The organism is Cupriavidus sp. 05N39, assembly GCF_056397325.1.
This window is the reverse complement of sequence record NZ_JBFTNE010000148.1, coordinates 1-14,129: the sequence shown is the minus strand read 5'-3', so window position 1 is coordinate 14,129 and position 14,129 is coordinate 1. Positions and strand designations below refer to the sequence as shown.

At 67.9% G+C, this 14,129-nt stretch carries 12 protein-coding genes; 1 reads left to right on the top strand and 11 read right to left on the bottom strand.

Annotation, left to right across the window (positions count from 1 at the left end; genetic code table 11):
* Both AC1DN0_RS37725 and prpB read right to left on the bottom strand, forming a co-directional pair.
* Positions 1–230 (bottom strand): citrate/2-methylcitrate synthase (locus AC1DN0_RS37725; RefSeq protein WP_477146459.1); only part of this gene is annotated, 230 nt, incomplete at its 3' end.
* Positions 231–299: 69 nt separating this feature from the next.
* Positions 300–1,208, bottom strand: coding sequence for a methylisocitrate lyase (gene prpB / locus AC1DN0_RS37720; protein ID WP_477146458.1), 909 nt, complete (start codon positions 1,206–1,208; stop codon positions 300–302).
* A 289-nt stretch (positions 1,209–1,497) separates the two neighbouring features.
* Between prpB and prpR the strand changes: the two genes are divergently transcribed.
* The gene (gene prpR / locus AC1DN0_RS37715) at positions 1,498–3,513 is read left to right on the top strand and encodes a propionate catabolism operon regulatory protein PrpR (protein ID WP_477101677.1); all 2,016 of its coding nucleotides are present in this window, start codon (positions 1,498–1,500) and stop codon (positions 3,511–3,513) included.
* Between the two features lie 12 nt (positions 3,514–3,525).
* Here the strand turns inward: prpR and AC1DN0_RS37710 are convergent, their stop codons facing one another.
* From AC1DN0_RS37710 to AC1DN0_RS37670, 9 genes are all read right to left on the bottom strand, one after another.
* Positions 3,526–4,524, bottom strand: a complete 999-nt coding sequence (locus AC1DN0_RS37710; protein ID WP_441628694.1) for a cysteine synthase A — start codon at positions 4,522–4,524, stop codon at positions 3,526–3,528.
* A 170-nt stretch (positions 4,525–4,694) separates the two neighbouring features.
* Positions 4,695–5,018, bottom strand: coding sequence for a putative quinol monooxygenase (locus AC1DN0_RS37705; protein ID WP_235185115.1), 324 nt, complete (start codon positions 5,016–5,018; stop codon positions 4,695–4,697).
* Positions 5,019–5,277: 259 nt separating this feature from the next.
* A complete protein-coding gene (locus tag AC1DN0_RS37700) occupies positions 5,278–6,738 on the bottom strand; it encodes an N-acyl-D-amino-acid deacylase family protein (RefSeq protein ID WP_477146457.1) in 1,461 nt (486 codons plus the stop codon).
* A 32-nt stretch (positions 6,739–6,770) separates the two neighbouring features.
* A complete protein-coding gene (locus tag AC1DN0_RS37695; protein ID WP_477101678.1) occupies positions 6,771–7,763 on the bottom strand; it encodes an ABC transporter ATP-binding protein in 993 nt (330 codons plus the stop codon).
* Entirely contained in the window at positions 7,760–8,812 is a 1,053-nt protein-coding gene (locus AC1DN0_RS37690) for an ABC transporter ATP-binding protein (protein ID WP_441628688.1), read from the bottom strand. Before AC1DN0_RS37690 ends, AC1DN0_RS37695 begins: the two co-directional genes overlap by 4 nt.
* A gap of 16 nt (positions 8,813–8,828) precedes the next feature.
* The gene (locus AC1DN0_RS37685) at positions 8,829–9,731 is read right to left on the bottom strand and encodes an ABC transporter permease (RefSeq protein WP_441628686.1); all 903 of its coding nucleotides are present in this window, start codon (positions 9,729–9,731) and stop codon (positions 8,829–8,831) included.
* 30 nt (positions 9,732–9,761) lie between these two features.
* Complete coding sequence (locus AC1DN0_RS37680) at positions 9,762–10,697, bottom strand: ABC transporter permease (protein WP_441628684.1); 936 nt, start codon at positions 10,695–10,697, stop codon at positions 9,762–9,764.
* A gap of 40 nt (positions 10,698–10,737) precedes the next feature.
* Positions 10,738–12,321: an ABC transporter substrate-binding protein gene (locus AC1DN0_RS37675; RefSeq protein WP_441628682.1), complete on the bottom strand. Its 1,584-nt coding sequence runs from the start codon at positions 12,319–12,321 to the stop codon at positions 10,738–10,740.
* A 58-nt stretch (positions 12,322–12,379) separates the two neighbouring features.
* A complete protein-coding gene (locus tag AC1DN0_RS37670) occupies positions 12,380–13,834 on the bottom strand; it encodes a M81 family metallopeptidase (RefSeq protein WP_441628680.1) in 1,455 nt (484 codons plus the stop codon).
* Positions 13,835–14,129 lie beyond the last annotated feature (295 nt).

The following is a 14,129-nucleotide window of genomic DNA, read 5'->3' as shown; positions in this document are numbered from 1 at the left end:
GCCTTGTAGGCGGTGAGTTCGGCGCGGGTGGGGAGCTTGCCGTGCACCAGCAGGTGGGCGATCTCTTCGAACTCGCAGGTCTCGGCGATGTCGATGATGTCGTAGCCGCGGTAGTGCAGGTCGTTGCCGGTACGGCCGACCGAACACAGCGCGGTATTGCCGGCGGTCACGCCCGACAGGGCGACGGATTTCTTCGGCTTCGGGGCGGCGAGCGGTTGCGCTTCGGACATGGGGGAGTCTCCTTGGGGAATGCTGTGCTGACTGATGTTGCTTACGATCGTACTGCTGTGCAGTTGTGCTTACTTGGCCTTGCCCTGGGCAAACAGGGCATCCAGTTTTTGTTCGAAGTCGTGATAGCCAATGCTCTCGTACAGCTCGGCGCGCGTCTGCATGGTATCGACCACATTTTGCTGCGTGCCGTCGCGGCGGATTGCAGCGTACACGTTTTCGGCCGCCTTGTTCATGGCGCGGAAGGCCGACAGCGGGTAGAGGACCATCGACACACCGGCACCACCCAGTTCCCCGGTGGTGAACAGCGGCGTAGCGCCAAATTCGGTGATGTTGGCCAGCACCGGCACCTTCACGGCGTCGACGAACTTGCGGTACATGGCCAGGTCGGTCATGGCTTCGGGGAAGATGGCGTCGGCGCCGGCTTCCACGCAGGCCACGGCCCGCTCGATGGCCTTGTCCAGGCCTTCCACGGCCAGCGCGTCGGTGCGCGCCATGATGACAAAGTTCTCATCGGTGCGGGCATCGACCGCGGCCTTGATGCGGTCCACCATCTCGCCTTGCGAGACGATTTCCTTGCCCGGACGGTGGCCGCAGCGCTTGGCGCCGACCTGGTCTTCGATATGCATCGCGCCCGCGCCGAACTTGATCAACGACTTGGTGGTGCGGGCCACGTTGAAGGCCGATGCGCCGAAACCGGTGTCCACGTCCACCAGCAGCGGCAGGTCGCACACGTCGGTGATGCGGCGGACGTCGGTCAGCACGTCGTCCAGGTTGGRGATGCCCAGGTCAGGCAGGCCCAGCGAACCCGCGGCCACGCCGCCGCCCGACAGGTAGATGGCGCGGTAGCCTGCGCGCTTGGCCAGCAGCGCATGGTTGGCATTGATGGTGCCGACGACCTGCAGGGGGTGCTCATCGGCCAGGGCCTGGCGGAAGCGGGCGCCGGCGGAGCGGGCGAGGTCGGAAGTGGAGAAGGTCATGATGTTCGCTTTGGGAGTGGACGGGCTATTAGCGCAAGGGGTGTGCCAGGCGTGCCCGGCTACTTGCCCCGGGGAATCGCTGCGACCGCCGTGCAAGGCATCAGCCGTTGTCAGGCTTGGCCTGGCGGCGATCCGCAGCCATTTGCCGCGAGTCATTGCGATGAAACCGGTACGTGCGTGAAATTTCAGATTTGAAAGGATTGCATTTCAATATTGAAATGCACGTTGCCTGCGCGCACAATCTCAAGATTAGCTTGCTACTGGCAAGAGCACTGTTTTTTCCGCTCCCATGACGATTGGCCTTCCCGCTCCGATCAACGCCGCCGGCACCGGCAATGCCGCGCGCCCCCGCATCTGGGCCATCGGCATCAGCCGCCTGTCGCGCGCCTTTGCCGACCTGATCCCCGGCTATGCCGCCCAGGCGGAATTCCGCATCGTCGGCAAGGGCTACGCGGCCGCCGCCAGCGCCGTCGCACGCGAAGCGCGCGAGGGCCGGCTCGATGCCGTGGTGGCGGGTGGCTCCAACGGCGCCTACCTGCGCCAGCATGTCGATGTGCCCGTGGTGCTGGTCAAGGTGACTGGCTTCGATGTGATGAGCGCGCTGGCGACGGCGCGGCGCATCTCGCCGAAGGTGGCGCTGGTGACGCACGCGGCTACCTATCCGGAGGTGGACGAATTCGTGCGGACTTTCTCGCTGTCGATCCCGGCCTACACGTACCTGACCGAGGACGATGCCGCCGCCCGCGTGAAGGCCCTCAAGCAGGAGGGCGTGAAGGTGGTGGTGGGGCCCGGCATGGTGACCGACCTGGCGGACAAGATCGGCCTGATCGGCGTGTTCCTGTACTCCGGCAATTCGGTGCGGGGCGCGCTGGAGGATGTGATTGAAGCGGCCCGCCTGCGCCGCATCGAGTCGGGCCGGCGCGACTACGTGAACACCATCCTGGCTCACCTCAACGAAGGCGTGGCCGCGGTCGACGCGGAAGGGCGCATCCAGACCTACAACCCGGCCATGGAGCGCTTTCTCGGCACGGCGCCGGCCGCCGCCCTGGGCCGCAAGCTGCAAACGCTGGCTCCGGCGCTGTCGCTCGACGGCGTGATGCAAAGCGGCAGCAAGGAGCTGGAAGCCATCCACAAGCTCGGCGACAAGATGGTGGTGGTCAACCGCATCCCCATCGTGACCGAGAACGGCACCGCCGGCGCGGTGCTGACCTTGCAGGACGCCAATGCCATCCACCGGGTCGACCGCAACCTGCGCTCGCGCAGCCGCGCCCGGCCGGCCGGGGTGCGCTACAGCCTTGATGATCTCGCCGGCGCTTCCCCCGCCATGCATCACCTGCGCGAACTGGCGCGTCGCTATGCGGCGGTGGATTCCACCGTGCTGGTGGGCGGCGAAAGCGGCACCGGCAAGGAAGTGCTGGCGCAGGGCATGCACGACGCCAGCCCGCGCCGGGCGTTTCCCTTCGTCGCGGTCAATTGCGCCGCGTTCCCCGAAACCCTGCTGGAAAGCGAACTGTTCGGTTACGAAGAAGGCGCCTTTACCGGCGCGCGCCGCGGCGGCAAGGCGGGCCTGTTCGAATCCGCCCACAACGGCACGCTGTTCCTGGATGAAGTGGGCGATATGCCGCCCGCGCTGCAGACCCGCTTGCTGCGCGTGCTGCAGGAAAAGCAGGTGCTGCCGATCGGCGGCCTGGACGCGGTGCCGGTCAATGTGCGGGTGATCGCCGCCACGCACCGCAACCTGGGCGAACTGGTCCGGCAGGGCAGCTTCCGCCAGGATCTCTACTACCGCCTCAATATCCTGCGCATCGAGATGCCGCCGCTGCGCGAGCGCGCCGGCGACCTGCCCGAACTGGCGGAACTGCTGTACCGCCGTGCCCAGGAACGCCTGGGGCAGCCGGCGCCGCAGCCGCTGCCGCAAGCGGTGCGGGCAAGGCTGGCGGGCTATGCCTGGCCGGGCAATATCCGCGAGCTGGAAAACGTGACCGAGCGCATTGCCGTGCTGGTGGCGGGGCGCGAGCTGGCGCCCCGGGATTTGCTCGATGAATTGCAGGCGGCCGCGCCGGAGTTGTTTGGCACGGAGCCGCAGGGCGATCCTGCGCCGCTGGCCGGCGGCTTGCGGCGCGCGGCGGCCGGGGCGGCGGACGATGCGGCCGGGGCCGGCTCGCTCGCGGGCGTGGCCCGCGCGAGCCAGGCAGAGCATATACGGCGCGTGCTGGCGGAATGCGGGGGCAACCGCGCTGCCGCCTGTCATCAGTTGGGCATCAGCGCCACTACCCTGTGGCGGCGCCTGAAAGAGGCGCCGTAGCCATGCCAGGGCTCAGTGCCGTGCCACGAGGGGCTGCGGCGTCAGCCCCTTGGCCGCCAGCCAGTCCGCATTGAACAGGCGCCCGGCATACAGGTCGCCGCGGTCGCACAGCAGCGTAACGATGGTGTGGCCGGGCCCCATCTCGCGGGCCAGCCACGCCGCCGCCGCCACGTTGATGCCGGACGAACCGCCCAGCCATAAGCCTTCCTCGCGCAGCAGCCGGTAAACCGTGTCGACGCAGGACCGGTCGTCGATCCGGACCGCATCGTCGATCGGCGTGTCCGCCAGGTTGGCGGTGACCCGGCTGGAGCCGATGCCCTCGGTGATGGAGTTGCCCTCGGCCTTGACCTCGCGGTGCTTGACGAAGTGATACAGCCCGCTGCCGTGCGGATCGGCCAGCACGATGCGCACGGGCGGGTTGCGCTCCTTCTCCTTCAGGAAACGCGCGACGCCGGCCAGCGTGCCGCCCGTGCCGGTGGAACAGACAAAGGCATCGACCTTGCCGGCGGTGTCATGCCAGATTTCCGGGCCGGTGGTTTCGTAATGCGCCTGGCGGTTGGCCAGGTTGTCGAACTGGTTCGCCCAGATGGCGTTTTCCGTCTCCTGGGCCAGGCGCCCGGCCACCTTCTGGTAGTTGTTGGGGTCGGCATAGGGCGCCGCGGGCACCGGGCGCACCTCGGCGCCGAGCAGCCGCAGGCGGTCCATTTTTTCCGGGGACTGGGTGTCTGGGATCACCACGATGCATCGATAGCCGCGCGCGGAGCAGATATGGGCCAGGCCGATGCCGGTATTGCCGGCGGTGCCTTCCACCACCGTGCCGCCGGGCTTGAGCACGCCGCGCCGTTCCGCATCGCGGATGATGAAGAGCGCCGCGCGGTCCTTGACCGAACCGCCCGGATTGAGGAATTCCGCCTTGCCCAGGATTTCGCAGCCAGTCTCCGCGCTCAGTCCTGCCAGCCGGATCAGCGGCGTGTGGCCGATGGTGCCGACGAAACCATCCCTGACGTCCATGATGTACTCCGGGTGATGCGCTCCGGATGCGCTGGAGCGTCACTCAAAGTGATAGATCGGCGTTGGGGGAATAACAAGCCGTGCCGGAAAAACCGGATGGCCGACGGGTTCGGCTTCGGCCGGAAAAGCGGGTTTTGGGCCACTTCGGGATGGCGGCCCTTGGGCGGCCGTCAGGCAGCGTTCAGCCACCGGAAATTGATGTCACCCTCAAGAAATTCCTGCCGGGTGTCGTGAAAATCACGCACATATTCGCTGTTGAGATGCGATTCCAGCGCGTGCCTGGAATTCCACTCCATATAAAGCACAAACACCTCGGCATCCTCGGCGTCTTCTCCCACGTGGTAGCGCAGGCAACCGGGTTCCATGGCGCCGCGCAGGCGCAGCGCGGCCAGCTTGGCAACCAGGACTTCACGGCGGTGAGCCTTGGCGCGCGCAATTCCGACAAGCGTGTACGTTGTGGACATGGTGTGAACGGCAAGCGTGTGGCGCGCCATTGTAGCCGTGCTGCCGGTCCTTGGGCCGAATGCCCGAGGGCGCTGGCCGGATATTTGGGCGGGTTGACAAGTGGGCCCGAGGGTGATGGCGGGGTGCGGCGCCGGCACCGGTGGGCATAGCGGGTTCGCATGCGCCTCATGCGCCTCAGGTCCCGTATGCGCCAGCCGGCATGTGCGTCGCTAAGCCGCAACGCCCGGAACTCGTGGCCGAGATCAAGGCGGTGGCGGCGGTCCGTAAGCAAGCGGCACGTTTCCCGCGTTATGGCGTGGCTTGCCGTGTGATCACCTGCCCGTTGCGCGCCCCGCTGTGCGCGCCGTGCCGCCACGTAATGGCACCGTTGACGATCACGGTGTCGATGCCTTCGGCCGGTCGGGCAGGGGTTTCGTAGCTGGCGGCATCGCGCACGTTCGCGGCATCGAAGACGACGATATCGGCATGGTGGCCCACCTCCAGCGTGCCGCGTTGATRCAGGCCGAAGTTGCGCGCCGTCAGCCCGGTCATCTTCCACACCGCCGTCTCTAGCGGGAACAGCCCGATCTCGCGGCAGTAGTGGCCGAGTACGCGCGGGAAGGTGCCCCACAGGCGCGGATGCGGGCTTTCGCCGACAGGAATGCCGTCGGAGCCGATCATGGTTTCGTCGAACGCGAGGATGCGCTGGACATCGTTCTCGTCCATCAGGAAGTAGACCGCGCTGCCGGGCTGCAGGCGGCGCGCGGCCTCGTCCTTGGGCACGCCCCATTCCCTGGCAATGTCGTCGAGATCGCGGCCCGCGCATTCGGGGTGCGGCTGGCTGGCGGAGATCAGCACCCGGCCTTCGAGCATGCCGCGGTCGGTGCGGATCATGGTGGAGCCGGCCGTGTACGGGTAGCAGTCGAGCGAGACGCACTGGTGCTTCATGGTTTCACGGATGAATGGCAGCGTGACCTGGCTCTTGCCGAAATTTGCCGTGTTCTGCACCTTGTGGTGCGACACCACCACCGGCACGTCGAGCTCGCGGCCGATGCGGAAGGTTTCTTCCAGCGACTGCATGACATGGTCGGACTCGTCGCGCATATGCGTCACGTATAGCGCCTTGCGCGCGCTGAGCGGCCGGCAGACCTCGATGATCTCCTCGGTCGTCGCCTTGGCGGCGGGCGGGTAGAAGGTGCCGGTCGACAGGCCGATCGCGCCGGCCTGCATGGCTTCCTCGACCAGTGCCCGCATGGCAGCAATTTCCTCGGCATTGGCGGGCCGGTCGAGCGCTGGCATGGTGACCGCGCGCAGGGTCGAATGCCCGACCATCGCCGCCACGTTGACGGAGCTTGGCGTGGCGCGCAACGCGTCGAGATAAGCCGCGAAGGTGGTGAAGCGGCCCTCGGCCGGCGAGTCGATCAGGCTCAGCGGCATGGGCAGGTCCATGTCGGCGCGCAACGGGGCGGCACTGATGCCGCAATTGCCGGCAATCACGGTCGTTACGCCCTGCGAGATCTTGAAGGGCATGGTGGCCTGCGACAGCACGGCCTGGTCATCGTGCGTGTGCGCATCGATGAAGCCGGGCGCGACGATCTGGCCCGCCGCGTCCAGCGTCCGGTCGGCCGTGTGCCCGGTCAGGTTGCCGATCRCCGCGATGCGGCCGCCGCGCACGCCGATATCGGCGCTGAAGCGGGGTGCCTTGCTGCCGTCGATCACCGTGCCGCCAGCGATCAGCAGGTCGTAGTGCGTGGAATTGGGATCGGACATCGGATTCCTCATTTTGGTCTGCAGCGAGTCGGTCAGCGGAAATGGCAGGCCACCTGATGCCCACCGCCGGCGGATGGCCGTTCGGTGAGGGCGGGCGCCTGTTCCTTGCATACGGCTTGCGCCAGCGGGCAGCGTGTGTGAAAGCGGCAGCCCGCTGGCGGGTTGGCCGGGCTCGGCGGGTCGCCTTGCAGTAGCAGGCGCCGGGCCGGCGTGCGCGGATCGGGCACTGGCACCGCGGACAGCAGGATCTCGGTGTACGGGTGGCGCGGTGCGGAGAACAAGGTGTCGCGGCCGGCCAGTTCGACGATCTGGCCCAGGTACATCACGGCGACCCGGTGGCTGATGTGGCGCACCACCGCCAGGTCATGCGCGACGAACAGGTAGGCGATGCCGAACTCGGCCTGCAGGTCCATCAGCAGGTTGACCACCTGCGCCTGCACCGAGACGTCGAGCGCCGACACCGGTTCGTCGCAGACGATCAGCTTGGGGTTGAGCGCGAGCGCGCGTGCGATGCCCAGCCGCTGCCGCTGGCCGCCCGAGAATTCGTGCGGGAATTTCTTCGCGGCCTCCGGCCGCAGGCCGACCTTGCCGAACAGCCACTGCACGCGTTCGCTGCGCTCGGCGCGCGACTGCACGCCGAAATTGCGCAGCGGCTCGCTGACGATCTCGCCGGCTGTCAGGCGCGGGCTTAGCGAGGCATAGGGATCCTGGAAGATGATCTGCAGGTCGCGCCGGCGCAGCCGCATGGCGCTGGCCGGCAGGCCCACCAGTTCCTCGCCGTCGAGCTGCACCGAGCCCGAGGTAGGCTCGATCAGGCGCAGCACCGACTTGGCGGTGGTGGTCTTGCCGCAGCCGGATTCGCCGACCAGCGAGAGCGTTTCGCCGCGCTCGACGGTGAAGGACACGCCATCCACCGCCTGGATGGGCGGCTTGCGCGGCGCCAGCCAGCGCTGCGGCGCGACGTAGTGCTTTTTGAGCCGGTCGACCTTGAGCAGGGGCGATGGCGTTGCGGAGTTGGTGCTCATGCGATGGCTTCCTGGGCTTCCCGGGCTTGCTGGTTGCATTCGATACGGCCTTCCTCGACCGCGAAGCAGGCCACCGCATGGTCTGCGCCGTGGCGCGTGAGTTGCGGGATCTCGCGCGCGCAGCGCGTGTCGGCATGCGGGCAGCGCGCCGCGAAGGCGCAGCCCCGGCGCGCTTCCTGGGGCGATGGCACCAGGCCGGGGATTTCGGCCAGGCGCTGGCTGCTGGTATTCATCGAGGGCATCGAGGCCATCAGCGCGCGGGTATAGGGGTGCAGCGGGCGGTCGAACAGGTCGGTGACATCGGCTTCCTCGACCTTGCGCCCGGCGTACATCACGATCACCCGGTCGCAGCACTCCGCCACCACGCCGAGGTCGTGCGTGATCATCACCACGCCCATGCCAAGCTCTTTCTGCAGGCGGCGGATCAGGTCCAGGATCTGGGCCTGGATGGTCACGTCGAGCGCGGTGGTGGGCTCGTCGGCGATCAGCACTTCGGGGTTGCAGGCCAGCGCCAGCGCGATCATCACGCGCTGCCGCATGCCGCCGGACAGCTGGTGCGGATACTCGTTGACGCGGCGCTCGGGCTCGGGGATCTGCACCAGGCGCAGCATTTCCACCGCGCGCCGCATCGCGCCGGCACGGCTTGCACCCTGATGCAGGCGCACCGTCTCGGCGATCTGGCGGCCGATCGTGAGCACCGGGTTCAGCGAGGTCATCGGCTCCTGGAAGATCATCGAGATGCGGTTGCCGCGGATGCGGCGCATCTCGCGCTCGCTGATCTGCAGCAGGTCGGTGCCGCGCAGCCGCACGGCGCCGCGGATGCGCGCCGGCGGCGTCGGCAGCAGCCGCATGACCGACAGTGCCGTCACGCTCTTGCCGCAGCCCGACTCGCCAACCACGCCAAGGGTCTGGCCGGCGCATACCGTGTAGGAGACGCCGTCGACCGAGCGGGCGGGGCCGGTGAGCGTATCGAAATGGGTGTAAAGCTCGTCGACTTCGAGCAGCGGCTCGCCGGTGGCCATGGCGGCGCGGGACATCGTCATCGTCATGAATGCGCTCCCTGGTTCAGAGTTGCCGCGCCAGGCGCGGATCGAGCGCATCGCGCAAGCCGTCGCCCAGCAGGTTGATCGCCAGCACCGTCGCGGCCAGCAGGATGCCGGGGTACAGGATGATGTGGAAGGCCACGGCCACGAAGTTGCGGCCCTCGGCCATCATGTTGCCCCAGCTTGGCGTCTGCGCCGGGACGCCTACGCCGAGGAAAGACAGTGCCGCTTCGGTCAGCACGGCGGCGGCGGCCACGAACGTGGCCTGCACGATCAGGGGCGCCACCATATTGGGCACCACGTGGCGCGCCAGGATCACCGGCAGGCGGGTGCCTACCGCATGCGCCGCCTCGACGAAGAGCTGCTCGCGCAGGGTCAGCGCCAGCGAGCGCACCAGCCGCACCACGCGCGGAACCTCGGGGATGGTGATGGCGACGATCACGGCGGTCAGGCTGGCCTGCGTGACGGCCATCAGCGCGATCGCCAGCAAGATGCCGGGGATAGCCATCAGGCCGTCCATCACGCGCATCACGAAGGCATCGGCCCAGCGCACAAAGCCCGCGGTGAGGCCGAGCAGCACGCCGAGCACGGTCGCGAGCAGGCCGACCGAGAGGCCGACGATCATGGAGACGCGGCCGCCCCAGACCGCGCGGCTGAACACGTCGCGGCCCAGCGCGTCGGTGCCGAACCAGTGCTCGGCCGAGGGCGGCTGCATGCGCGCCAGCGGGTCGATGTCCTGGGGGTCGATGGTGGCAATCCAGGGCGCGCCGATGGAGAGCACGGCGATCGCGATCAGCAGCAGCGCGCCGATGATCAGCGTGGGATGCTTGCGCGCCCAGTGCCAGCGCGGCAGCACGAAGGGCGCGTCGTCGGCGGCCACCCCTTCGGGGGCGGCGCCTTCGGTCACGGGCAGGGAAGTGGTCATGTCAGCAGGTCTCGCGGCAAGGAAAGGCGCTCAGTACTTGATGCGCGGATCGAACAGCCGGTAGCTCAGGTCGATCATCAGGTTGATCAGCACGTACACGCCGGCCGAGATCAGCAGCACGCTCTGGATCACCGGGTAGTCGTGACGCTGTACCGAGTCGACCACCAGGCGGCCGACGCCGGGAATGGCGAACACGGTCTCGGTAACGACCACGCCGCCGATCAGCAGCGCGATGCCGACGCCGATCGTGGTGGCGATCGGGATCGCCGCGTTGCGCAGCGCATGGCCCAGCACCGGCAGCACGCCCAGGCCCTTGGCGCGCGCGGTGCGGATGTAGTCCTCGTGCAGCACTTCGAGCACGGTGGCGCGCGTCATGCGGGTCACCAGCGCGATATAGACCAGCGCCAGATTGATGCAGGGCAGCACCAGGCTGCGCAACCATTCGCCGGCGCCGTCGGCAAGGCGCGCGTAGCCCTGTACCGGGAACCACGGCAGCTGGATGGCGAAGGCATAAACCAGCAGGTAGCCCACCAGGAACACCGGCAGCGAGAAGGCCAGCACCGCGAACAGCATCACCAGCCGGTCGATCCAGCTGCCGGCGCGGTAGGCCGCCAGCGTGCCCAGCGGCACCGCGACCAGCAAGGTCAGCAGCATCGTCAGCGCGGCGATGGAGACGGTGGGCTCCAGGCGCTGCGCCAGCAACCGGGCCACCGGTACCTGGGTGAAGATCGAGGTGCCGAGATCGCCGGTGGCAAGCCGGCCGGTCCACAGCGCGAACTGCCGCCACAGCGGCTGGTCAAGGCCCAGCGCGCCGCGCAGCCTGGCGATGTCGTCGACCGTCGCGAGGTCGCCGGCGATCAGCGCCGCCGGGTCGCCCGGCGACAGGTGGATCAGCAGGAATACCACCACGGCTACCACCGCCATCACGGGTAGCGTCGCGGCCAGGCGTCTGAGCAGGTAGCCCATCGTCGTGTCTCCTCGGTGGGGTCGTTCTTCGTTCTCTTTCTTACTTGTCGAGCATCCAGACCGTGGGCATGCCGGCCCACAGCTTGTCGATGCCCTTGAGGCTGGCGCGCGCCGCGAAGGCCGCCGAGTACTGGCCGGCGTTCACGTAGGGCACGGCCTCATAGGCGCGCTTCTGGAACGCATCGAGCAGTTCCTTGCGCCTGGCCGGCACGGTCTCGCGGATCCAGGCTGTGCGCAGCTCGTCGAGCGGCTTGTCGCAGGGCCAGCCGGGCAGGCTGTTGCCGCAAGCGGCGCTGAGGTAGGCATTGGTGACCGGTGAATTCGAATCGAACTCGCCCGCCACGGTCACGTACATATTCCAGCCGCCGGCCTCGGGCGCGTCGCGCTTGGCGCGGCGCGCGCCGATGGAGGCCCAGTCCATGTTCTGCATGTCCACGTTCATGCCCATGCTGCGCATGGTCTGCGCCGCCATCAGGGCTTCGGCGTTGAGCTGGGGCACGTCGGTCGGTACCAGCACCACCACCTTCTCGCCCTTGTAGCCGGCCGCGCCCAGCAACTGCTTGGCGCGGGCCAGGTCGGCCTTGCGGTAGGGTTCGGCACCGGCCGACGTATCGTTGGCGCCGCCGCAGATGAAATAGGTGGCGCAGTAGTTCATGCGCATATCGAGCGGATACCCCATGGCCGCGGTGAAGCGGTCCTGGCTCACTGCCTGCAGGAAGGCCTGGCGTACCTTCGGGTTGTTGAAGGGCGGATGGAGCTGGTTCATCACCAGCACGCCCTGGTAGGCGCCGCCCGAGCCGATCTTGACGCTGGTGTCGGCACGCAGCGGGGCGATATAGTCGGGCGGCACCTGTTCGACCAGATCGACCTCGCCGCGCTTGAGCGCCGCGATGGCGCTGTTGGCGTCCGGCAGGTAGAGCCATTCGACGCGCTCGAACTGGCTCTTCTTGCTGCCGGCGAGACCGCTCGCCGGTTCGCTGCGCGCCACGTAGTGCGGGTTGCGCACGAATACCGCCTTGTTGCCCGGTACCCATTCGTCGCGCTTGAAGACGAAGGGGCCGGAGCCGATCACCTCGGGCAGCGGCGCGGTGGCTGGCATCCTGGCCAGGCGCTCGGGCAGGATCACCGGGGGAAATCCCGAGGGCTTGGCCAGCGCGTCGAGCACCATGCCAAAGGGCTCCTTGAGCGTCAGCGTGAAATTGCGCGCGTCGACGGCCTTCCACTCCGCGCCGGCATCGCCCATGGCGCGGCCCAGGCTGTCGCGCGCGCCCCAGCGCTGCAGCGATGCGACTGCGTCGGCGGCAGTGACGGGGCTGCCATCCGAGAATTTCAGGCCGGGGCGCAAGGTGAAGCTCCACTGCTTGCCGTCCTTCGAGCTGCTGTACTTCTCCACCATCTGGGGCTGCGGCTTGCCGCTTGCATCCTGCGCGAACAGCGTGTCGTACACCATGTAGCCGAAGTTGCGCGTGATGTAGGCCGTGGTAAAGGTCGGGTCGAGGATCTTCAGGTCGGCGTGCGCCACCACCTTGAGCGTCTTGGTCTGGGCCAGCACGGGAAGGCTGGCACCAGCCAGGGCGAGGGCGCTCGCCGCGAGGGCGGCGGACAGCGGGGCATTCAGTTTCATCTGCGAGTCTCCTTTGTCGTCGTTATCGTCGTTATCGTTGTAGACAGGCGGGCGGTGCTCAGGCCGCGGCGCTGTCGAGCGGCCACTTGGGACGGCGAACCTTGCGGTAGGGCAGCGTTGTGAGATCGAGCGTCACGGCACCGGGGGCGCCCGCGTAGATCACGTGCTTCGCCACCTTCGAGAACGACGCGTAGAAATGCTGCGAGGACTTGACCACGATGATCTTCTTGCGGGCAAGGTCGCATCCCAGCTGTGTGAAGAGGTCCGTGCCCATCGCCTGGTTGCGCAGCGTGATCAGCACGATGTCGATGCCGTTGGCTTCCACCAGCGCGCAGTCGCCCATCTGTACCGGGGTGTTCGACAAGCCGGTCATGACCATGTCGGCTTGCAGCGCCTTGACCGTGCAGTCCAGGTCCAGCGGATCGCCCGAGAGAGGGCTGATCTTGCCGCCGATTCGCATCGCCAGCCGCGCGCCGACGCCGGCGTCGAAGGCGATGCGCGCCGCGATCGGGTCCCACATCGGGCCGATCGCCGCGTTGCCGATGCCGCGCTCGATCATGCGGCGCAGGATGAAGGTGGAGTCGCTTGCCGCGCCGCCGCCCGGGTTGTCGGCGCCATCGGCCAGCACCACGGGTCCGCCGTCGAAGGCCAGCGCCTCGTCGAGCGCGGTGTCGATGTCCGGGTAGGGCACCGTGAGCGCCTCGCGCATGCCGATCAACTCATCGGCCAGCTGGCGGGCCAGCGCATCGGCCCTGGCCTGGTCGCCATCGGTGTAGACCAGCACCTTGGTGCCCATGCCCGGCACGTCGCCCCAGGAGAAGCCGTGCGCTATGGAGACCGACAGCACGCCGTCCCGGCCTTCCAGCGACTGGATGCGGTCCACGAAGCCGCGCGCGGGCTCGCGCGAGGTATGGACGGTGACGATCATCTCGCAGTCGACCACCGACGCCACCGGCCGGACCTTGCCTTCCACCTTGGCCGCGCACAGGTCGACCAGTTCCAGCGCGCGCTCCAGCACGTCGGTGTGCGGGTATTCCTTGAAGGCGATCAGCAGGTCGGCGTGCGCCACCATCTCCGGCGTCAGGTGGCTGTGCGGATCCAGCTCCGCGCCGATCACCACGCCGGGCCCGACCATGGCCCGCACGCGCTGCAGAAGGTCGCCCTCGCAGTCGTCGTAGCCCTCGGCCACCATCGCGCCGTGCAGGCCGAGCAGCACCATGTCCACCGGCAGTGCCGCGCGCAGGTCGGCCAGCAGTTCGTCGCGCAGGGTTTCGTAGGCATGGCGGGTGGTGGTGCCGCTGGGCTGCGCGCCGGCCACCATGCCTTCGGACAACTGCCAGCCGCGCTCCTTGCCACGCAGCCGGGCGGCCCACAGCGGGCCGGAGAAGAAGGTCATCTGGCCGGGATGCTGGCCGGCGGGGAAGTAGCCGCGGTCCCGGAAGGAAGCGAGGCCCGTCGGCATCGGCGCGAAGGTGTTGGTTTCGGTGGCGAGGGAGGCACTGAAGACACGCACGGTGGTGAACTCCTGGTTGGGCGGTTGGAGGACAGATGCGATTCAGGTCGATGCTGCAGCGCGGGCCCGTTCTCGGGTAAGCCCGGACGAGGCGGGAAGCGCGGGCGCCAGCGCGGCGCAGGTTTTGCCCCAGCGCCGCCAGTGTCCGGATGCCATGGCCGCCCTGGCCCGCGACCCGGATGACAGGACGCGAGTGCTTTGGAATGCGAGTGAGTGTATTCAAGAATTTGCGAATATGCAAATTGCGAATACGCAAATTTTCCACTAGAGTGAGCAGCATGGGATATGGGATGTA